The 22,690-nt window shown below is 39.7% G+C and carries 13 protein-coding genes and 1 pseudogene; 6 read left to right on the forward strand and 8 right to left on the reverse strand.

Translation table 11 applies throughout. The annotated features are described in order from the left end of the window. Positions 1 to 15 precede the first annotated feature (15 nt). Positions 16 to 1,227, forward strand: coding sequence for an IS256 family transposase (locus tag OCU38_RS16115; protein ID WP_261822543.1), 1,212 nt, complete (start codon positions 16 to 18; stop codon positions 1,225 to 1,227). 104 nt (positions 1,228 to 1,331) lie between these two features. Then, positions 1,332 to 2,510 carry a DUF1624 domain-containing protein gene (locus OCU38_RS16120; RefSeq protein ID WP_261824498.1) on the forward strand — a complete coding sequence of 393 codons (1,179 nt, stop codon included), beginning with the start codon at positions 1,332 to 1,334 and terminating at the stop codon, positions 2,508 to 2,510. Positions 2,511 to 2,581: 71 nt separating this feature from the next. Here the strand turns inward: OCU38_RS16120 and OCU38_RS16125 are convergent, their stop codons facing one another. From OCU38_RS16125 to OCU38_RS16145, 5 genes are all read right to left on the reverse strand, one after another. Next, a complete protein-coding gene (locus OCU38_RS16125; protein ID WP_261824499.1) occupies positions 2,582 to 4,150 on the reverse strand; it encodes a polysaccharide lyase 6 family protein in 1,569 nt (522 codons plus the stop codon). Positions 4,151 to 4,233: 83 nt separating this feature from the next. Further along, complete coding sequence (locus OCU38_RS16130; protein ID WP_261824500.1) at positions 4,234 to 6,009, reverse strand: sodium:solute symporter family protein; 1,776 nt, start codon at positions 6,007 to 6,009, stop codon at positions 4,234 to 4,236. 1,252 nt (positions 6,010 to 7,261) lie between these two features. Further along, positions 7,262 to 9,040, reverse strand: a complete 1,779-nt coding sequence (locus OCU38_RS16135; RefSeq protein WP_152820701.1) for a sodium:solute symporter family transporter — start codon at positions 9,038 to 9,040, stop codon at positions 7,262 to 7,264. A 1,213-nt stretch (positions 9,041 to 10,253) separates the two neighbouring features. Beyond that, entirely contained in the window at positions 10,254 to 12,077 is a 1,824-nt protein-coding gene (locus OCU38_RS16140; protein ID WP_261824501.1) for a hypothetical protein, read from the reverse strand. A 96-nt stretch (positions 12,078 to 12,173) separates the two neighbouring features. After that, the gene (locus tag OCU38_RS16145; protein ID WP_152820697.1) at positions 12,174 to 12,935 is read right to left on the reverse strand and encodes an oligogalacturonate-specific porin KdgM family protein; all 762 of its coding nucleotides are present in this window, start codon (positions 12,933 to 12,935) and stop codon (positions 12,174 to 12,176) included. A gap of 813 nt (positions 12,936 to 13,748) precedes the next feature. On the opposite strand from OCU38_RS16145, the pseudogene OCU38_RS16150 reads away from it, so the two are divergent. Continuing rightward, positions 13,749 to 14,348, forward strand: a pseudogene (locus tag OCU38_RS16150) (integrase core domain-containing protein); the annotation flags it as partial. A gap of 751 nt (positions 14,349 to 15,099) precedes the next feature. Here the strand turns inward: OCU38_RS16150 and OCU38_RS16155 are convergent. Both OCU38_RS16155 and OCU38_RS16160 read right to left on the reverse strand, forming a co-directional pair. Beyond that, positions 15,100 to 16,557, reverse strand: coding sequence for a hypothetical protein (locus OCU38_RS16155; RefSeq protein WP_261824502.1), 1,458 nt, complete (start codon positions 16,555 to 16,557; stop codon positions 15,100 to 15,102). 80 nt (positions 16,558 to 16,637) lie between these two features. Then, complete coding sequence (locus tag OCU38_RS16160; RefSeq protein ID WP_152820691.1) at positions 16,638 to 17,393, reverse strand: oligogalacturonate-specific porin KdgM family protein; 756 nt, start codon at positions 17,391 to 17,393, stop codon at positions 16,638 to 16,640. A 1,321-nt stretch (positions 17,394 to 18,714) separates the two neighbouring features. On the opposite strand from OCU38_RS16160, the gene OCU38_RS16165 reads away from it, so the two are divergent. From OCU38_RS16165 to OCU38_RS16175, 3 genes are all read left to right on the forward strand, one after another. Next, positions 18,715 to 19,710 (forward strand): polysaccharide lyase family 7 protein, encoded by a 996-nt coding sequence (locus OCU38_RS16165; protein ID WP_261824503.1) that lies wholly within the window; start codon positions 18,715 to 18,717, stop codon positions 19,708 to 19,710. Between the two features lie 292 nt (positions 19,711 to 20,002). Then, positions 20,003 to 20,710, forward strand: coding sequence for an oligogalacturonate-specific porin KdgM family protein (locus tag OCU38_RS16170; protein ID WP_261824504.1), 708 nt, complete (start codon positions 20,003 to 20,005; stop codon positions 20,708 to 20,710). Between the two features lie 467 nt (positions 20,711 to 21,177). Continuing rightward, positions 21,178 to 21,882, forward strand: coding sequence for an oligogalacturonate-specific porin KdgM family protein (locus OCU38_RS16175; protein WP_261824505.1), 705 nt, complete (start codon positions 21,178 to 21,180; stop codon positions 21,880 to 21,882). A 99-nt stretch (positions 21,883 to 21,981) separates the two neighbouring features. Here the strand turns inward: OCU38_RS16175 and OCU38_RS16180 are convergent, their stop codons facing one another. Then, positions 21,982 to 22,689, reverse strand: coding sequence for a 3'-5' exonuclease (locus OCU38_RS16180; RefSeq protein WP_152820683.1), 708 nt, complete (start codon positions 22,687 to 22,689; stop codon positions 21,982 to 21,984). Position 22,690 lies beyond the last annotated feature (1 nt).

The raw sequence follows: 22,690 nt of genomic DNA on the forward strand, positions 1-22,690 counted from the left end.
CTAAGGATAGGCAATATGAATAAGAAAGAACTTGAAGCTTTCGCTAAGGAAGCTGCTAAAGGAATTAAAACTCCTGAAGACTTAACTGAGTTCAGCCAAATGCTGAAGAAAATAACGGTTGAGGCTGCTCTCAATGCAGAGATGGATGCGCACCTTGGCTACGAAAAACATAAGCCCTCTAAGTCTAATAATTACCGCAATGGCAAGAGCAGTAAACGCGTAAAAACCGAAGATGGAGAGTTTGAACTTGATACTCCTCGGGATCGCCTTGGCTCGTTTGAACCTAAACTGGTCAAAAAACACCAATCACGATTTACCTCTATGGATGACAAAATCTTGTGGCTCTATGCCCAAGGAATGAGTACTCGCGATATCGTCAATGCTTTCGATGAATGGTATGGCGCAGATATATCACCTAGCCTCGTATCACGAGTGACAAATGCGGTAATAGAAGAAATAGTTGAGTGGCAATCTAGGCCACTTGACGCCATTTATCCCATCGTTTATCTCGATTGTATTGTGGTCAAGATCCGCCAAGACAAACGTATTATCAATAAGTCGGTCTTCCTCGCTCTAGGTATTAACACTGATGGTCAGAAAGAACTCATGGGCATGTGGATAGCAGAAAACGAGGGCGCTAAATTTTGGTTGAGTGTTTTAACTGAGCTCAATCAACGTGGTGTTGAAGACATTCTTATTGCTTGTGTGGATGGATTAAAGGGGTTTCCCGATGCCATCAACACGGTTTTCCCCCAAACGCATATTCAGCTGTGTATCGTCCATATGGTACGAAACTCATTAAAGTATGTGTCATGGAAAGATTATAAGGCCGTCACAGCTGACCTAAAGCGTGTGTATCGCTCAGCTACAGAAGATGAGGCTTTACTTGAGCTAGAGCGCTTTGGCGAAGCCTGGGATAGTCAATATCCACAAATCTCCAAGTCCTGGCGCAATCATTGGCAGAACCTCAACACGCTGTTCAACTACCCTGAAGATATTCGTAGAGCTATCTACACAACTAATGCTATTGAATCTCTCAACAGCGTGATACGTAAAGCACTAAAAAAACGAAAGATCTTCCCAAACGATGAGGCTGCAACAAAAATGGTATACCTAGCGATCAAAGACGCCAGCAAGAAATGGACGATGCCCATTCAAAACTGGCGTCAGGCTATGAGTCGGTTTATTATCGAGTTCGAGGAACGTCTCGAAAAGCACATTAACTAAATGGCAATTACACAGAATCTGTTACAGCCTCCATAAAAACAGCAATATAGATATGAATGACTGTATAAATATACTTTGCACAAAAAATAGAACTAGGTGCATATGTGACTACTATAACTCAAAATCTAACCGCGTCTAACGTCGCGAATAAAACAACTACCCGACTTGCTTCAATAGATGTCATGCGTGGTATCGTCATGCTTATTATGTTGTTGGATCACGTCCGTGAACGTTTCTATTATCACCGACCCGTTGCCGATCCAATGTCTTTAACTGAAACTGAACCGGAATTGTTTTTTACCAGACTGCTTGCCCACCTGTGCGCGCCTTTATTTGTATTTCTTACTGGGTTGTCTGCTTGGTTGTATGCAAATCCAAACAACGGCATCAAAAGAGATCCAAGCGCATTTCTTTTAAAGCGTGGGCTATTTCTGATCTTTATCGAAGTTACGCTCATTAATTTATCTTGGTTTGGTAAGTATGAAACACTTTATCTACAGGTAATTTGGGCGATTGGGCTTAGTATGATCGCACTCGCATTGCTGTGTAAGTTGCCGCGAAACATGATTGCAGGTCTTGGGCTACTCATTGTGTTCGGGCACAATCTTCTTACACCAATTAACTTTGCACCGGGTGAGTTTGGATACATATTCTGGACCATCTTGCATGATGCAGGGTTCTTAGTCAGTGAAGGTGCACTAAAGATCAAGCTTTCTTACCCTGTCTTGCCTTGGATAGGAGTGATCTTACTCGGTTATGCAGTAGGCCCAATTTTTGGCAAAACGTATGATGCTAAAACTCGTCGCGCAATATTGATTAAACTCGGCGCCTCAAGCTTAGGCTTATTGATGATACTGCGTGGATTCAATATTTATGGAGAAACATTAGATTGGCAGGCTCAATCAACTTTCATACTAACAATTATGGACTTCTTTAACTTCAGCAAGTATCCACCGTCATTGCATTATATTTTAATGACATTAGGGCTAGGTATGATTCTTTTGCCGTGCTTTGAAAAAATAAACAATAGTGTAACCCGCGCATTACAAACCTTTGGTTCAGCACCTATGTTTTTCTACATATTGCACCTGTACGTATTACTGTTTGGCTATCGCCTGATGCTCAATACCTATGGGTCAAACTATGGTGATTTATTTGCTTTACCAAGTGTTGATTATATTTGGTTGACTACTATTTTGCTCGCCACCGCTCTCTACTTGCCAGTAAAAACGTTTGCCAATTATAAACATAACTCACAAAAAGCATGGCTTAAGTATTTGTAATTAAAGATAAAGATTAAAAAAGGCGAGCACTGCTCGCCTTTGTTTTACCTAACCATCTACGTTGTTATATTTTATTTGATTACGTAGTCTGGGCCTGCAACATCTGCTGTAATGATCTTAAGCTTAGAAGCGTCAGCGCCTGCATTTTCAGCTGTTTCAAAACCATTCACATGAGTAATCTTCGGTAACTTATTAGAGTAGTCAGAAATAAGCTCAGCTTCAGTCACTGCACCAACATACACTTCATCCGCATAAGTTGCGCCGACTAGTGGGAAATCTTTAGTTGCTCTAACCGCAACAAACTCTGGGTTTTTAGAGTTATCAATCAAGTTATGCTTGAAATGAACGTCTACGCCACCAAAGATATTAGACACTTCCTTGTTATTAAATAGGCTTACGCGGTGTGTTTGGTTGCCGTACACAATGCCCCACTCTGTATCAACCAAGGTATTGTTTTCTATTGTAATATTTTTTGGAGTCCACTGTTTATTCAGCTCTTTACCCTTAACCGATTGGTCAAGTTTCTCGCCGTTTTTAACATCAATAATACCCGTATTAATCACGATACCGCCACGCAGATCGGCATTACCTTCAATCAAACCATCACGTCCGCGAGTATTGGCAATGTAGTTATTACGGATCACATGATCTTCATCATAAATACGCATACCACCAGTCAACAGCTTTTTATTGCCCAAAATCACGTTGTCTTCAACAATGTTAGCTTTACCGTGGCGAAGAGAGATCAAAGAGCTGCTTTCAAAAATGGTATTGCCACCGATAACGTTGCCACCTGATTTAATAGAGATAAGCTCACGCTCACCGTCCATACTGATCAATAGGTTATCTACAAACTGGCTATTTGAAGGCCACTGTGACGATTTTGAATCACCGATACGAATGGCTTCCCAGCTGTTGCCGTTGTAACGAATCGCTTCTTTAATATCAAACTCATTAAATTGGTTTGGTTTTTGGTCAAGGAAGATGTTGTGCTTAATAATATGATTATCTGGCGTGTCATCTTTTTGCACACCGATTAAAGTGCCGCGTTTCTGCTTGCCTTCAAAACGGTTGTTGATGACTTGACCATCTTTACCCCACAAAGAAACCCATAGGTACTTCGGGTATTCAGAGCGACGAGCATCAGGCTCATAAGTGTAATCGTCATTAAAGTAGTAGAATGTCGAATTTTTCAGTACATTGCGATCGCCCATCATGCGAACGCCACCAAAACGCTCGTTTGGACCACCTTCAGTAAATACCAAGCCATCTAAGGTAATATCATTGCCCTTTAGCTCAAACTGAACAAGACCCGTTACCCAAGCCGTGCCTGCTTTTCTTGCTTTAATGGTAACATTGTTGGCTTCGATGGTTAGTTGACCCAGGTTACGATATTTGCCTGCTTCAATCTCGATGATATCGCCGTCTTTAGCATTAAGAAGTTTAGTGCGAAGTGCATCAACTTCCCCTTTATACGCATCTTCTACCGATGCACGCTCAACCACGTTCAAGCGTGGGCTGTCTAAAAGCATTGAACGATCAACTTGCGCTAAAGTGTTGGATTCAGTTTTGGTGTCACTAAATAGACTACAGCCCGATAATGTCAGCGCAGCGGCCAGTGCGATTGCTGTTTTTTTCATTTTTGTCCCTTCTATAAACTTAAGAATTGCAAAGCAAAAAAATGCGGGCACCAAGCCCGCATCAATTAAAAAGTCGTTATTGATTATTCTGCAGTTTGTTCACGCAGTTCTTCAACTGTGTCATCAACAGCTTTAACCAGTAGCAAACCAACACCTAGAACAATCGCGCCACACAATACGAAGATGAAGCGGCCCCATAGTGGGTTAGGTAGCAAGAACATTAGCATTACACCAACACCAGCTACTGCGATAAGAGTACCAAGCATACGACGTTGCTTGTTATCCAGTACTTTCTGCTCGTTAGATTCTGCAACTAGTGGTGTGTCTAAGTTTTCGAAGAACTTATCAACATCAGCTTGACGCTCAGCAGATAGTGGCTTGTAGAACAACGTCGTTAGACAGAAGAAGCCAGCAGTAAATACAAGGTGACCAATTAGACCAATTGCAACTTTAAGATCAGACCACTCACGACCTGTTAGCGGCTCAAGGTTGAACCAGTTTGCAACCATTTCTGCATTGATTACGAAACCAACGTAGTAAGAAACAACCGCACCAACCACTAGAGTTCCCCAACCTGCCCAGTCAGGAGTCTTCTTAATGAAGAAACCACAGAATGCTGGAATAGTCATCGGGAAGCCAATTAGCGCACCTACATACATCATGGTGTCAAATAGGCTCAAACCTTTCAGAGAGTTGATGAACAGTGCAACTAGAATGATTGCGATACCAAAGAAGGTAGAAGTTAGCTTAGAAACTACTACAAGCTCTTTTTCAGTCGCGTTTGGACGACAGATTGGTTCGTAGAAGTTCTTAACAAAAATACCCGAGTTACGGTTTAGACCTGAATCCATTGAAGACATAGTTGCAGCAAACATTGCAGCAATCAGTAGACCAACCATACCCGCTGGCATGAAGGTTTCAACGAAATATAGGTAAGCAAAGTCGCCCGCTTTAGAACCTGCTTCTGGGTAGATAGCCGCTAGATCAACACCTTGACCGGCAATAAACCAAGAAGGCATGAACCAAATAGCTGGCCCCATAGTCATTAGAACACACGCAAGCAATGCGGCTTTTTTCGCGTTCTTAGAATCTTTTGCAGCTAGGTAACGGTATGAGTTAAGCATGTTGTTCGTAATAGAGAACTGCTTAACGAAAATGAAGAACGCCCAAATGCCGAAGATGCTTAAGTAGTTTAGGTTGTTACCTGAAACGAATGATGCGCCGTTATCTGTTGGGAAGTTTGCAACGATTTCGCCAACGCCACCACCTTGAATGATAGCAACAACAGCACAAGTTACTGTTACAGCCATGATGATAACCATCTGCATAAAGTCAGATGCGATTACCGCCCAAGAGCCGCCAGTCACAGACATCACTAGTACTACAAGACCCGTTAGGATAATGGTCGTAGTCATGTCAAAACCGAAGATACCAGATGCAATAATTGCTAGACCATTTAGCCAGATACCCGCAGAAATAACACTGTTTGGCATGCCAGACCAAGTAAATACTTGCTCGTTGAAGCTACCAAAACGCATGCGAATCGCTTGAATTACCGTTACAACACGTAGCTGACGGAATTTCGGAGCGAAATACAAGTAGTTCATTAAGTAACCAAATGCATTGGCAAGGAAGATGACTGCTACTGCAAAACCATCTGCGTACGCTTTACCAGCCGCACCGGTAAATGTCCAAGCACTAAACTGAGTCATAAACGCTGTTGCGCCTACCATCCACCAAAGCATGCTGCCGCCGCCTCGGAAGTAATCACTTGTTGTGCTTGTAAATGTTCTGAACATCCAACCTATTGCAATTAAGAATAGGAAATAGACGCCAACAATAGTTGTATTGAGATCCATCGTTAAACCTTTTGGGATTGCTGTTTAATAAAATTTAGAAAAGTTTAACGAGAACCAAGATTAACTTGTACTACAATACGCTTTAATTGTGACAGGCACCTCGTGTTTCAATTATCTATAAATCATACAAGTGATCTGGATCTAAGATTCAATATCGTGACAAATCCTTTTAAAATTAGCGCTGAAATATCTCGTTACATTTAAAAACAAGCGCTTACCGCTATATATATTTTTAATTAATCATACCTATGGCCATCTATATTTGATTTTAAAATCCATTATCAATATATATTGTATTACTAATAACCATGAATTAAATGTAACGTAAACACATTGTTTTTAAGGACAGGCACCAATTCTATTCCGTAATACTATGCCACTGCATTAGTAATTTGTGACCGATGATTTAGGGACAGGCACTAATAATGGTCTTGAATAAACACCAATAACCCAGTGCAGGAAAGCGGTCGAATAAAGCATTGTTTATGCTTATTTGTAACCGCCGTACTCCCCTACCCAGGTTACAACAGGCCGAGTTCATAACAGCCAAAGAGGATGGCAGCTAATGTGATTGCTATTCCCAAAAGTTGGCACATTGCATTTAATGACACACCAATTTTCTTCTTTAATACCATGCTACTGATCTAGTAATTTGCGGCCGAAGATTTAAGGACAGGCACTAATAACACTTTGTTTATCCGTATTTGTAATCGCCATACTCCCCTAACCAGGTTACAACAGGCCGAGCTCATAACAACCACAGAGAGTGGCAACTAATGTGAATTCTATTTGCAACAGTTGGCACACTGCTCTTAAGGAAGCTTTTAAGGACACACACCAATTTTGTCGACCGGAGATTTAGGGACAGACACTAATAATGATCTCTAATAATGCACTCGAATAAACACAAATAAGTCAGTGCAAAAAAGTGCCCGAATAAAGCAATACTTATACGTATCGGCAATAGCCAAGCTCGCCACTCTACTTACAACGGGCCAAAGTCATAAATGCCGAAGAAGATGACGAGTATTGTGATTGCTGTTTGCAGCAGTTAGCGAAACATTCTATTGAACGCGTCATTTAACCACTTAAACATATTGGCTTTATAAGCAAAAACTAGAGTGCCGATAGACCTGAAGATAAAGCGCCACGCTGCAACTACAATAAATAGCTTTATGACACCAAATTTTGGCAAAAAAAATGCGGACATTTCTGTCCGCATTCATCAATTAATTTAGCTTAAGTGGGTTGATTACTTAGCAACACTCTCTTCTAAAGAGTCTACTGAGCTATCAACAGCTTTAACAAGAAGCATACCAACGCCGCTAACAATTGTACCACATAGGATGAAGACTAGACGTCCCCACATTGGGTTGCTTAGTACAGCCATGAACATGATGAACACACCAGCAACTGCAATTAGTTTACCTAGCATTTGACGCTGTTTGTTATCAAGTTTTTGTTGAGCAACTGATTCTGCAACCAACGGTGTAGCAAGGTTTCCGAAGAATTTATCAACGTCTACTTGACGCTCTTCAGAAAGAGGTTTGTAGAACAGAGTTGATAGGATGAAGAAACCACCAGTGAATACGATGTGACCGATTAGACCAATCGCAACTTTCACGTCAGACCATTCACGTTTAGTTAGCTCTTCTAGACCAAATGCGTGAGATACCATGTCAGCGTTGATAACGAAACCAACAACATAAGAAACGATACCACCAACAATCAGAGTACCCCAACCAGCCCAGTCTGGAGTTTTCTTAATGAAGAAACCTAGGAATGCTGGAATAGTCATTGGGAAGCCGATTAGAGCACCAACGTACATCATTGTATCGAACAAGCTCAACCCTTTCAGAGAGTTAATGAACTGTGCGATAAGGATGATTAGAATACCAAACACTGTTGAAGTGATTTTTGATACTGTAACCAACTCTTTCTCAGACGCTTGACCTTTACGAACTACTGTTTCGTAGAAGTTCTTAACGAAGATACCTGAGTTACGGTTTAGACCTGAGTCCATTGAAGACATTGTCGCTGCAAACATTGCTGCAACTAGAAGGCCTACCATACCTGCTGGCATGTATTCTTGTACAAAGTATAGGTACGCGAAGTCACCTGCTTTAGAACCTGCATCTGGGTAAGCAGCAGCTAGGTCTACACCTTGACCTGCAATGTACCAAGAAGGCATGAACCAGATGAATACACCACCAAGCATTAGCACACACGCTAGAAGCGCTGCTTTCTTAGCATTCTTAGAGTCTTTTGCCGCTAGGTAACGGTATGAGTTAAGCATGTTGTTCGTAATAGAGAACTGCTTAACAAAGATGAAGAATGCCCAGATGCTGAAGATGCTTAGGTAGTTAAGGTTGTTACCTGCGATAAATGAACCAGAGTCGCCTACTGGGAAGTTATTAATTACTTCACCAACACCGCCACCTTGAACAATCGCAACAACAGCACAAGTAATTGTTACCGCCATGATGATAACCATCTGCATAAAGTCAGATGCGATTACCGCCCATGAACCACCAGTTACTGACATTGCTAGTACAACTAAACCTGTAATCCAGATTGTCATTGTCATATCAAAGCCGAAGATACCTGATGCAATAATTGCTAGTGCGTTTAACCAAACACCTGCAGATACAACACTGTTAGGCATTGAAGACCAAGTAAATACTTGTTCGTTCGTAGCACCGAAACGCATACGAATTGCTTCAATTACCGTAACAACACGTAGCTGACGGAATTTAGGAGCGAAATACGCAAAGTTCATGAAGTAACCGAATGCGTTCGCTAAAAAGATTACCGCAACAGCAAAACCATCGTTATATGCTTTACCTGCCGCGCCTGTGAATGTCCATGCTGAAAACTGAGTCATAAACGCAGTCGCACCAACCATCCACCAAAGCATGTTACCGCCCCCACGAAAATAATCGCTTGTGGTACTTGTAAATGTTCTAAACATCCAACCTATTGCAATTAAGAATAGGAAGTAAATGCCAACAATCGTAGTATTGAGATCCATTGCATTACCTTATAACTGTAAATAATTATTTCAAATCCAGTACAGTTTAATCCTTAACTTAAATCTTTTGTATTACAATACTTCATAAATGTGACGCATGACGCAAGACTTTTTATAGGTTAAATCATACAAATATTCCTTCCTCTATTGACCTGCTTGTAATATAGACAACAACAGCTCTTGATCACCTTTTAAATAGCCAAATGGAGGCCGTAAATAGGCACTGCAGCCCTCTTAGCACCTGATACTTAATGTATTTTTTTGTAAGAAAGCTCAGTTCAGTTAAATGTAAGTGTCGTAACAAGCATTAACAATTGTAGGACTAAACAAATTTAATAAAGGTACTTATAATTAATTGGATTATCAGATTTGTTTTCTTATTTGATTTACGTATAAGAGGCCTAAGCTGCCACAAAAAATACAATTAATAGGCAGAACTTGGATGGCATTGGCGACTAAACCAGTGAAGTTTTGTCAAAAAAAAACCCATAGGCAAGTGCAAGCCTATGGGTTAAATCGGTGGTGTACCGAGCCTAAACACTAGAAGGGTATGCTTAGGCTATTCATAATAATTATGGAGCTTTACTAACAAGAGCCGGCTTAGGTTTAAGCCCACCCTATTTAGTATTCGTTTTTAAAGTCCTAGCTTGAAGAAACTTGACCTTGTAAAAACAGACAGTTAACAGGCGATATGTAGCCTGTTGCTGTCCGATAAATTATATTGTATTACAAATAGCAAAAGCAAGTTATATTCACAATAAAGATCCAAAAAATAGACAATTACACGACTTTTTCACTTAAATCGTTGCAAAGAAAGCTACGCATATAATAAGACGAGTGTTAAATCGTAAGAACAAACATCAGACAAGAACTGTTATTGACGCCATTAATGAGAATACATCTTAATTGCAATAATGGTATCTACCTCTGTATTGGAAATCCCCCATCAACCTTATGTTAAGCCACCCTTTTTCCCGTACCTCTATATCGCATGAGATACTCCTAGATATTTCGCTATATCAATCACTGTTATAAGTGTTCAGAGATAGCGTGGGAGTAAGCTAAGAACGCTAGGCGATTAAAGTGTTACCTTCATATAATCACAAATGCAACCAGTCGAAGCTGAAATTGATTTTATTTCTTTCGCTAAAATATAGTTAAAAAAAAGGCCGACAATTTATGTCGACCTTATTATTTATGCAGTCAGATAGATTTAGAACAAATCTGATGCTACGTTGTCAAAATAACTATAAGTACCCGCAGTGCCATTATCACCTACATACATAACAAATGTAGTTGGAGCCAGTCCATCATCAAATTCTGCTTTCAAATCACCCGGAATCACTTCACCGTTAACAGTTAGTGTGATGTCATCGCCAGACCACGCAATAGTAACATCAACCCATGTATCTTGTTCATACTCAGCAACATCTTGCTGAGAAGCATTTTCATCTCTAAATTTCACATCACTAGCTCCAAAAACTATTTCTGTGAAACGTTTTGATGAGGAAGCACCTTTATCTGTGCCTAAAAATAAATATGATGATTTAACATAGCCATCAGACGGGATATAAACAGATGCTGAAACAGAACCACTTTCCGCTGCACCATTTTTAAACTCTTTTGATACTAGAGGTTTCGTACCCTTAATTTCAGGGTCAGAATCTGCAACTAGCGCGCTGTTATCTTCAAGATATAGAGATTTTCCATTAGAGTCTGTTGGGTCAACTCTAACTTCAGCAAATGTAGTTGTACCATCAACATTTGTTGCAGTGTAACCGTTCAGACCGTCAATTTGAGCACCAATGTCGTATGATTCAAAATCATCTGCAATAACAACTTCTTCAGAACCACCGTCGTCCTCAGAGCCACCATCATCTTCAGAACCACCATCGTCCTCTGAACCGCCATCATCTGCAGCGCCAGATTGGTTTTGAACTGTTGCTTCATTCGAGTTGCTGTTATAAGGGTCAGCTGACAGGTTGTGGCCATCTGCATAGCTATCAAAGTTGTCTTCAAATACTAGCTCTTCTGTGTCACCTTCAATGTTGTAAACCTTGAAGTTGTCAGCAAGCAGTTCGAAGTGAGTCGTATTGCTGTTGTCGCCCATCTTAATTGCGATAACTTGTACTGCTGCATTTTCCATCGCGTAGTCAAATGGACCGTACGAAGTACCGTTGATGTTGAAAGAGTACTGGTTGTTTTCGCCCCACTCTAGTTCAACTTCAAGTTTTTCACCTAGAGTGTAGGTACCAATTGAGTCAGAAAGCTGAGGTTTACCATCAACAACAGTATTTGAACGGTAGAATACTTCACCATCATTCAGAACTAACTCACCGTATAAGTTAGAGTTACTAGTACCCGTGCCGTATAAGCTAATGTACGCATTGTTACCATTGGTATCTTCAGCTTCAGTAGTGTCTTCATGCTTTTGGTAAGTCAAATCAATGGTAATTTTACCTTGAGCAATTGAATCAACCAATGCACCCGTTGAGCCATCAGATAATTTCAGACGAAGTTCACCTGTATCGTCAGTCTTAGTATCGATGATCTGAACAACATTGTTAAAGCCAGCATCAGCATTTGCTTTTTCTACTGCTGCTTTAATGTCAGCATTATCAATTTGGTTTGTACCTGATAGGTCACCAAAAGCGCCAGTGCTTACAACTAGCGCACCGTCAGTCAAAGTATAAGAACCATCAACTTCAGTTGAGGTACCATCGTGGTAATAAGTAAATGTAATATCACCATCAGATTCAGTGTACGGAGTTACTGTGATTTTGTACTCACCTGGAGTTGCATCATCATCGTAATAAGTTTGATTAGTGCCATCAAACACATAAATATTAGGTAGGTCTACAGATTGTGTTGAAGAAGATGTACCTGCTAATTCCCAGTAAGCTCCAGACAAAGCTGAGCTAGGTGGTGTTACAGTCCCGCCACCTGAAGAGCTTTCTTCAGAACCAACATCGAAATCACAACCGAACAAAAGTCCGGTAGACAGTGCTACTGCAATCGCTGACTTAGAAACTTTCATATTATCTCTCTTTATATTTCACTGTTTGTTATGTAGGTGAGCGTCATCTATTTTTTATGAGCACTCACCCCATTTTGGATGTTATTTTATTTATTTTTAGAAGTCGTATTTCAGGCCTAGACGAGTTCTTGCCTGACGGTCACCAGAAGTTGAACCGTAGTCAACTGTCCAGAATTCTGCGTAAGGAGTAAAGTTGCCCACTTTGTAACCAACGATTAGACCGAAATCCCATTCCCAATCTTCATTGTTTGCTAGACGCTCGTTGTCATGGCTCTTGGTGTAGTTACCTTCATAGCTCAAACGTAGGTTTTTCAAGCTGTCTACTGGAATCTTGTAAGAGCCAGTAAGTGTGATTTTACTTTTCTGAGTTGTTTTACCAGAAACGTCAGTTGAACCGCCGCCTGCAAGAGAAATAGTTTGGCCGTCGTTTGTGTACTCACGGAACTCATGACGGTAACGAAGTGCAGTTGTTAGGCCGAAGTCAGCTTTGTAACCAACGCGGAACTGAGGTTTATAAGTTGTTCTGCCGTTACCAAATGTAATTGGCATACCAGGTTGTAGGTACCATTGTTTAGTCAATGCATAGCGAACACCCCAATCAAATTCTGAATCGCCACGCTCTACGTGACTCCAAAATGCTTGATGACCATTCTCATCTGCTTCACTTTGGAACTTTTGCTCAACACTAAAGTACAATTTCGTCTTATCTGCTACATTCACAGACTCACCAATTTTGATTCGGTGTGCGAAATCTTCGTCTTTATGTTTGTATTCGCCACGGTAGTTCAGTGATCCTGCACTTACCGCACCAGTGAACAGTGTTGCTACTACAACTAAAGCAATTTTATTTTTATTCATGATGAGATTTACCTTTTTTTATCCATCGACATTTGAATTAATGTATGACAATTAGTTTAGTGGAAGCCTCAGAGGCAAACTGTGATGTGAGTACAAAAAGTTAATTAGGCGCAATGTGCATACCAGAAGCGGGAGTCAGATCGCACATTTACCATGGAATTTAGGTAGTCAACTTGCTTGTTTTATGAATTTTTGCTTAAATTTTCGGTTTTTATTTTTTTAGGTGCTGATTTTCACCGTTCATAGTTGTCTTATTAAAGACGGGGCTGGTACAAGGTCTCACTGGATCGTTTAATTATTATGCGGTTATTAAGGTGGTGTAGATTTAAGAAAAAGAATACTGAGATACCAAACCACGCAGCACACCTCAAAAAAGTTCACATACAGAGCCCCTATTATAATGTGAACTACCTGATACGAACCTATTGACACTCCCCTATCCTCGTTTCCAACCAAGCATTTTCAATTACTCATTACATTCTTACGAGCAAAGATCTGTTCATATTGGATTGGTACTACAGCTATTAGTATTTCTTCGTAGAATGGCAAATATATAGATAGTGCTTAAAAGATTTTTTAAGGACACACACCGATTCTTAGATCGTTATAATAAGTGTTAGAACCTTAGTAGTACTATTTCCTCATACTCAACGTCTTCTATATAGCCTCAAGATAGCGAGTCAGATTCAATTCCGTATCATCTGAATTTTTGGGGACACACACTCAATAGCAGTAACAAAAGGATATAAACCTAAACGGACTGAACTACTATCCGAAATTAGATAAAGGCAATTTGGAGGGATAAGTTGAGATGAAGAACAAGTTGCAACCCTTGAACGTAAGAAGCGTGATGATGAAGCTTGTGGTAAGATAGAAACTGCATACCCTGGTTATCTAGGTTCTCAAGACACTTTCTATGTCGGGAACTTGAAATGTGTTGGTCGCATTTATCAACATACCTTCGTTGATACCTACATCAAAGTCGCTTTCGCTGGGTTGTACACAACCAAAACACACATTACGGCTTCAGACATGTTGAATGACAAAGTTCTACCGTTCTTTGAGGCTAAAGAACTACCAATGCTTCGAATCTTAACTGATCGTGGGACGGAATACTGTGGACGTGTCGACCGGCATGACTACCAACTCTATCTTGCAATTAATGATATCGACCACACCAAAACTAAAGCTATGTCACCACAAACTAATGGCATCTGTGAGCGCTTCCACAAGACCATATTGAATGAGTTTTATCAAGTGACTTTTAGAAAGAAACTGTATAGCGCAATGGACGAATTAAAGTAAGATCTGGACGAATGGATGGACTACTACAACAATCAACGTACTCATCAAGGAAAAATGTGCTGTGACAGAACACCGATAGATACATTAGAGGATGGGAAAACCATCTGACAGGCACCAAGTAAAAAGTGGGTAACTGTCAGATCAGGTCTAAATTAGTACAATTTAGCCCTGAACCTAGACTCTTCAGGATCATTTAGGTTCGTATGAATCCAAGCTAGTAAAAAACACCAGTTATGATTTAACTCTATAAATAACACACAGTCTCATGGACCTATGCTCAACTTAAAATGGCTGTAGATCGATTACAGTAGTTCAGAGCGTGTATGCCTTCCAGTATACAAAAGATGTGGCTTTCCTCTAATTGGGTCACTTTTATATAGCCTTGGACAGTCAATATCCAATCCACATCCATATCCATTTAGGTTCGGGTGCAATCACTGGCATAACTTCAATACACTCTTAACTACCCAGAAGATATCAGCGAAACGATCTACATAATCAATGCTATTGAATCTCTCAATAGAGAATACATAAAGCACCAAAAAAGAGGAAGATCTTCCCGAACGATGGGAGCCTAGCAAAAATGGTACATCTAGTGATAAAAAATGCCAGCAAGAATTTGACGATGCCTATTCAAAACAGGCATCAGGTTATGAGTTGGTTTGTTATCGAGTTCGAAGTACATCTCAAAAAGCACATTAGCTAAATGGCAATTACACAGAATCTATTGCAACCTCGTTAAAGCCTCAGTTTGGTACCCTTATACTAGATCAAAGGTCTAGCCATCAGGCTAGACCTTTACAAGGAATCTAAGACTATCTAATAGACCAGACTTTTTTATTGACTATATCGTTAATATCTAAAACAAGTCGGACTTCAAGTTGTCAAAGTATGCAGTATTTGCATTGCCAGACTTATCACCAGTGTATAGCGTTAACTGTGTTGGAATATTTGCTGCACCTAGACCTGTAGTTGACTGTTTGATGCCTGACTTCACAACCTTACCGTTCAACGATACTGAGAATGTACCATCCTGAGTCCAAGATAGATTTACTGTGTACCATGTATCAGGAGTAATATCAGCGATTTTAATATCGGTATCGCCTGCTTCATATTCAAGCTTTTTGTTAGTTTGTTTAAGCTCAAAATATCTATCTGCATTGTCTTTACCTACACCAACATTGATGTATGTAGATTTAACATTTGCTGAAGAAAAGTAAGCATCAATAGAGACAGAACCACTTGGGGCTGCAGCTTTAAACTCTCGAGTAGCAAACGGTTTAGTAGTAGTACTTTCATCTTTTAACATCAACGAATTAATACCACCATTCGCAACAACTTTACTAACTTCAGCGGTTGTTGTTCCGCTAGCATCTGCAACAATATTATTTGTTTTCCAAGCAGTAGATGCTTTGCTAATTAGTGTGCCTACTGTATAGCTTTCGAAGTCATCAGTAAGTGTAGCTGTAGTAGAACCAGCATTCGCTCCATCTGTAGCGCCTGTATCAGTATTACCTTCACCGATTACAACAGCTTCATTTGTATGATCATTGTAAGGATTACTAGTTAAACTATCTCCGACTAAATGACTTTCAAAATTATCTTCAAAAACCGTCTCTTCGCCAAGACTATCAATGCCAATCACTTTTACATTATCAATCAACAATTTATAAGGCGTCGTATTAGAAGTATCACCTAGCTTGAATGAAACAACCTGAACAGGTTTGGTAACAGGACTATTTATAGCAGCCCCAACCTGAGTACCATCAATTGAAACAAAATATTGACCGTCACCCCACTCAAGCGCAACTTCATGTTTTTTATTAACATCAAAGTGCCCGATGGCATTTGACATTTCTAGTTTACCGTTGTCATCTTTGTTATCAGTACGAAGTTGAACATCGCCCTTTTCGTTAAGAATTAATTCACCAACCAAAAAGTCGTTACTAGTTCCGCCAGCACTATAGAGAGAAATATATGCATAGTTACCTTTACCGTCGTCAGGTGCATTTTCTTCTACCGCATAAGTTAAATCTACAGTTACTTTACCTTTTGCAACTTCTTTAACAGACGCCTGCATTGCATTTTCAGAAAGTTTAAGGCGAAGCTCACCTTTTGCACTTGTCGATGTATCCGTAATTTGAGCCAGTTTATTAGAAACTGAACTACCAGTATCAGGAACTACAACACTACCCGCATTTCCTGTACTACCGTTACCTGCAGCAGGAGTGCTGCTTTGTGGGCCAACATCGAAATCACAACCAAATAACAATACACTTGATACCGCTACAGCGATAACTGATTTAGAAATTTTCATAGTATCTCTCTTATATTCTGTTAGCTACGTGCTGAAGGAGCAGAGCCCCGCTCCTTCAGTAGATATAATTCATATTTACGTTAGAACTTGTATTTCAAACCAAGGCGAGTTCTTAGCTGACGAGTATCAGTTTTAGTACCTGTTTTACCCTTCACATCCCAAAGTTCGATGTATGGTTGGAAGTTTTCAACTTGGTAGCCAATGATCACACCAGCATCCCAACCCCAGTTTTTACCGTTTTCAATACGGATGTTGTCGTAGTTGTGGTTGTAGTTAGCTTCATAGCTCAATTTCAAGTTTTTCAAACTTTTTTGAGGCAACTTGTATGAACCCGTTAAAGTAATTTTACCTTGTTGTATTGTTTTGCCTGCACGTTCGATTTTTTGACCATCAACGTCAGTTGTTGTGCCTGCTTCGCTTGTATATGTTTGGAATTCGTGACGGTAACGAATAGCTGTAGTCAAACCAAAGTCAGCTTTGTAACCAACACGGAATTGAGGTTTATACGTTGTTTTCTCTGTTGAGAACGTAATTGGCATACCTGGTTGTACGTACCAGTTTTTATTAAGTTTGTATTGCACACCCCAATCGAACTCTGAATCGCCGCGTTCTACTTCGTTCCAGAAATCTGATTTGTCATTACTATTCCATTTTTGTTCAACACTAAAGTAGACCTTAGCTTGGTCTGAAGCTTTTACTGAAGACCCGAGTTTGATGCGATGTTGGTATTCATCTGAGTTGTGTTTGTATTCTGCGCGATAATCAATTTGGCCTGCACATGCAGAGCCAGCAAAAATAGTAGCTACAACAGCTAGAGCAATTTTAGATTTAGTCATGAAGAATTTACCTTTATATCCGTTTGGGTATTGAACTTAATGTATGACAAATAGATTACGGTAACACTTAGTTACAAACTGTGACGGATGTAGGATTTTTTACTTTGATAATTAAGTCCACGGAACTTGGTGGAGAATTTGTACTCACCCTTTAAATTTACTGAAAAGCAACAAATAAAAGAATTAAATGCCACGAAAACACCAAATAGCGACACAAAATCCGCTCATAGACGCCAATTTAAGTGCATAATAAAAATATGCCAGATATTTCATATTGGCGATACAGGTCACACTTTTTGATTTCACTGGATAAAAAACATATCTAACCAGCATTTAATTTGTAATAAAGCATTACAAAAACACCAGTGGCATTATGAAATTACACGCATAAATAATACTATTATTGATCATTAAACAGACTGATAACTCTGTTAAATACTACTTAATGACAAGGATACCCTTTCCTTTCTTATCTATATTGGTTAGACATTTGATCTGAGATCCACTTTCTTCAAGGAAGAAATACACATCATTCTCAAGATGGAAAAGACAACAGGAAATATGAAGACTAAGGCTTAAGCGTTTCACTGTTTACGAGACGAGGCATGCATAACGCAAGGCGATAAATAGAAGGGAGAGTTCTCTACTTTCTTGTTGATAAAACTGCAATCAAAGCATTGGGCATCGGAGAATGAATTTACACAAAACAGCATGACAAAACCCAGAGTAGATCTATTCATTAGTTTACTGCAAAAAATATAACGCTTCTTATCTATAGGTGAATATTCAAGTTCAGTGCCATTGCTCTTAAAAAGGGGATTTAGGTCAGAAAACCAATAATGATAAAACCATCATATCAACCTAATTTAATGCACATTATTGCTTAAGATTGAAATTCTATAAGGTTTAAAGAATGGTTTGTGACTTCATTGCAAGGGAAGTTCAATTAGACATTGCGGTAACATATAAAACCTTAAAAGGTTATCCCCTCTATATACTCTACCGAGATCAGTGAATCTATTTCTGATTCTATACTTTTATAATTTCACCATTTTGTATTACTAATAAGTGTAAATACTTTAGATATGCAGCGAATAAAAACGGCTTTGAGTTTAAAATCAATGAGCTAAAAAATACCTACCGTTAACTACATTTAATCACAACTCATTAAAAACAATAACTTACAAGCACCCTCATAATATGACATTAATTTTCAACAGCCTAAATTTGAGTCGAGTCACAAAGCTGAGCACCTCAACTTTCATATGTATGACAATATGATTAGAATATTTATAAGTTTTTAGAATTAAGGTATATCAATATGAAGAAGCTGGCCTACGCAGTTGCACCACTTTTTTTAGCAATGGCATTAGCAGGATGTGGAGGTTCTGACTCAAATTCTAGCAGTTCCGATAACAGTACTCCTGATATTGGCAATGGTAACGGCGGTTCTGATAACGGCGACAACGGCCAAGTTGAACAAAATGCAGGTTGGGACATTAATCAGTGGAAACTTACCCTACCTGTTAGTTATGCCTATTATAAAGAGTTCCATGGTGAAGGTAATCTTAAAGATGATGACAGTGCTGCAGAACTAATTCCAGCCGATTGTAGTCACAAAAACGAACTCACAACTGACACCAAATTACCTTACTTCTATATTGATGCTAACAACAGAACTCACTTTATTGTTGATCTTGGCGGCGATGGCATCGCTACAACAGGTAATACTAACAAGGCTCGCTCAGAACTGCGTGAACTCTACAACTTTAATAGTTCCGATCGCTGTTCATCTAGCAACCAAAACTGGGCTATTAGTGACAGTGCTAATCATAAACTTAACGCCACTCTAAATGTTGAGAGGTACCCTAGCGGCATCAATAAAGATCCAAAAGTTGTCATAGGTCAAGTTCATGGCTATGACATCAAACAAGCATTGATCAAGTTGGTATGGGAAGGTTCAAATAAACCGGTTCGCGCTGTCATGAATGATAGTTTTGTATTCGGCAACGTTGAATGTAATAGCTGCAACTCATTTAGTGTTGACTTAGGTACTGCAAAATCAGGTACTGATTTTTCTTACCAAATTGACGTAAATAGCCAAGGTGTGGTTTTAGAAGCTGCCGGGGTTAGAAAGAGCTTTAATTGGGGTATAAACATTGAAAATACGGGTCATGCCCTGACACCAAACTGGGCAAATAGTAACACCAAATTTTATTTCAAAGCGGGCATTTACCCTCAAATCATCCCTAGTTCTAGCTATGCCGGCCAAGTGTTTGACGTGAGCTTTAGTAAAATTGTTATCGAGCATAAATAAGCAAGCACGTCTTATATTTTCATCAAAGCGACCTTTCAGGTCGCTTTTTTATGCCTATCGGATACACACTAAGACGCACTCACAAGCATTGATTTTATTAATATACATGCACACAAACTCATTTAAATAAAATGATGTATTTTCACCCTACCCATCTCTGCCCTCAGTTATACCACCAAATAAATATTCAAAAATACGGATAAAAATAATGACAAGCTGTTTGCTATCAGCGTATTATCGCGACTTTATTTTATTTGTCATACCGTAAGACAAAGTTACAGATTTATGAAAAATGATTAAAAAGCACCAGATTACGTTATTCATTACAGCTACCGTGGTTGCTGCATCCGCAAACGCTGCCTCAGTAGACTACCGTCAAGAATATAAACACAATGATAAAGCCTATGCCAGCCGTGTCAAAGTTGGCAGCAGTGTTGGCAATCACTTCTTTAGCCTTGAAGCTAAACAAACCGGTAAACCAATTTCAGATTGGCAAGCGGCAGATAATGAATTTGTCTATGGCTATAACTTCAAAGTAAATAAAAAATGGCGCATCACTCCCTCAATGCCCATCACATTCGGCAATGATCGCGTCACTTACAAACCGCAAGTTCGTGTTCAATATAAATTTGATTCGGGTTTAACCAGTAAACTTCGTTACCGTCACGAGTTCCGCGACTATACTGGCGAAAAGTCGGATAAAGACTCTATCGACCGTAGTAAGATAACCGGTAACCTAGATTATAAAATTGGCGCATTGCAATTGGGCTTTGAGGCTAACTATGCGCAAGATTTCTTCCATGACAATGAATGGTTTGGCGGTAAATCAGCGAAACGTCACAATGAATGGGATTACAACGTTAAAATTGGCTACAAAGAAGCGAGTTGGAGTTGGAGACCTTACATAGAGTTAGGTAACGTCCAATACAACAGCGGACCTAGTGCAACTAACAGTAACCGCCAATTGCGCACCCGTGTAGGCCTTACTTATAGCTTTTAAGCTTTGAAGATGTAAAGCGAACCAAACGATAAGGTCATACTTGGTGCTAGTAATAAAGTAACAAGTATGGCTTTCCCCTACTGCCAATCACTATCTTACTTGATAATAGTGATAGTGAATGTTCAAAACTAACCTAGCAGAAATACCCTAGCCTTAACCGACAAAAACAAAGCTGTGAAGCTCATCACCAAATGCCGGTTATGCTCATCTGGTTTCATATTAAAACACCTAAATTCAGTTCGATTACCCGCACATAACTGAAGGTTTAGTTGTTTTTATGCAACTTAATGCATCAACAATAAACACCCATAAAAACAATAACTTGCAATCAACAAGCACTGCATTAAAAAATATAAACGCCTAAAATCAATATTTTCAGTGAGCTGGCTCACATGCATATCCATCAGCGAATCCTTAAACTAATTGTCATACATTAACACCAACAAATGACTCCTAAGGGTTATCAAATGAAAGCTTTAAACAAAGTTACTCTTGCTCTAATTACCACTGTGGCAGCCGCTTCAGTAAGCGCTGCTTCTGTCGATTTCCGTCAAGAATATAAGCATGAAGACGAATCATACGCTAGCCGTATCAAAATTGGCTCTAGCGTCGGAAATCACTATTTTGGTTTAGAAGCTAAACAAACCGGTAAGCCGTTCTCTGAGTGGGGTTCTGCTGACAATGAATTTGAATACGGTTACAACTTCAAGTTAGACGATCATTGGCGCATTACCACTTCTATGCCTATCACTTTCGGCGATGATCGCATCACTTATAAGCCACAGGTGCGCGTACAATATAAGTTTGATTCAGGACTCACCACAAAGCTTCGTTACCGTCATGAATTTAGAGACTACGCAGATTCTACTGACAAAGACTCAGTTAACCGCAGTAAGATCACAGGTAACATTGACTACAATATTGGCGCACTGCAACTTGGCTTTGAAGCCAACTACGCTGAAGATATGTTCAATGACGACAAATGGTTTGGCGGCGATACCGCTAAAAGAACCAATGAATGGGATTACAACATTAAAGTGGGTTATAAAGAAAAAGATTGGAGCTGGAGACCTTACTTTGAGTTAGGCAACGTTCAATACAGCAATGGCCCAAGCAGCACAAATAGCGATCGCCAGCTTCGTACCCGTGTTGGTGTGACTTACAGCTTCTAATCGCCTAGTATGCCTTGCGTCTAATGCACTAAAGCAGAAATAATAAAGCCAGTAACAAGGTTACTGGCTTTCAAACTGAACTAGATTACTTGCTGAAAATTAACAGCTTAGCTTATACAAATAGCCAAATTTAATATCATGCTCGGGTTCTAAACGCTTCATCTGCGCCATTAATAGCTCGGCAGTGGCTAAAGCATCACTCAATGCATTATGTCCGTTATATTCTGGCAGCTTATAACGTGCTCTTGTGCCCGATAATGTCAAATCTACGTCTTCAGTATCGTTACGTGCTTTTGCCATTTTCTTCTCAATACATAAGGTATCGAGCCAAATTAACGGCAGATCCCACATGCGATAGTGGGTTTTTAGATACTGATTAATGAAATTAGCTTCCACAATACAGCCATGAGCAACAATGATTTTGCCTAACGCCGCGTCATAAAAAGCCTTCATCGCATCATGGATAGACACCCCTTCGGTGAGCATTTCAGGTGTAATATGATTAATGATCGCCGTTTCAGGTTTCACTTGTGACTCTTGGTTAATATAGAAATGACACGCACCCGATAGGTCGATCTTTCGTTTCGAGATCACAACCCAGCCAATGGATAAAATCAGGTCATTTACACTATCAAGTCCAGTGGTTTCTAGATCCAAAACAATATAGTCAAGCTCACTGGATAAGGTGCCCACATCTGGGTTTGGGCTTTCCAGCAATCGCCTAAATAACAAAGGCGTAGCCATATTATCGACCAAAGCTTTACGCTCACGTTTGGTACGCTCTAATACATGAAAATATTCAAACATA

This window comes from Vibrio neonatus (assembly GCF_024346975.1).
Taxonomy (GTDB): domain Bacteria; phylum Pseudomonadota; class Gammaproteobacteria; order Enterobacterales; family Vibrionaceae; genus Vibrio; species Vibrio neonatus.

Excerpts from the sequence above, each read along its gene's own strand:
- OCU38_RS16115 (WP_261822543.1), top strand. The coding sequence starts at position 16 with ATGAATAAGAAAGAACTTGAAGCTTTCGCTAAGGAAGCTGCTAAAGGA.
- OCU38_RS16125 (WP_261824499.1), bottom strand. The coding sequence starts at position 4,150 with ATGAAAAAAACAGCAATCGCACTGGCCGCTGCGCTGACATTATCGGGC.
- OCU38_RS16130 (WP_261824500.1), bottom strand. The coding sequence starts at position 6,009 with ATGGATCTCAATACAACTATTGTTGGCGTCTATTTCCTATTCTTAATT.
- OCU38_RS16135 (WP_152820701.1), bottom strand. The coding sequence starts at position 9,040 with ATGGATCTCAATACTACGATTGTTGGCATTTACTTCCTATTCTTAATT.
- OCU38_RS16140 (WP_261824501.1), bottom strand. The coding sequence starts at position 12,077 with ATGAAAGTTTCTAAGTCAGCGATTGCAGTAGCACTGTCTACCGGACTT.
- OCU38_RS16145 (WP_152820697.1), bottom strand. The coding sequence starts at position 12,935 with ATGAATAAAAATAAAATTGCTTTAGTTGTAGTAGCAACACTGTTCACT.
- OCU38_RS16155 (WP_261824502.1), bottom strand. The coding sequence starts at position 16,557 with ATGAAAATTTCTAAATCAGTTATCGCTGTAGCGGTATCAAGTGTATTG.
- OCU38_RS16160 (WP_152820691.1), bottom strand. The coding sequence starts at position 17,393 with ATGACTAAATCTAAAATTGCTCTAGCTGTTGTAGCTACTATTTTTGCT.
- OCU38_RS16165 (WP_261824503.1), top strand. The coding sequence starts at position 18,715 with ATGAAGAAGCTGGCCTACGCAGTTGCACCACTTTTTTTAGCAATGGCA.
- OCU38_RS16170 (WP_261824504.1), top strand. The coding sequence starts at position 20,003 with ATGATTAAAAAGCACCAGATTACGTTATTCATTACAGCTACCGTGGTT.
- OCU38_RS16175 (WP_261824505.1), top strand. The coding sequence starts at position 21,178 with ATGAAAGCTTTAAACAAAGTTACTCTTGCTCTAATTACCACTGTGGCA.
- OCU38_RS16180 (WP_152820683.1), bottom strand. The coding sequence starts at position 22,689 with ATGTTTGAATATTTTCATGTATTAGAGCGTACCAAACGTGAGCGTAAA.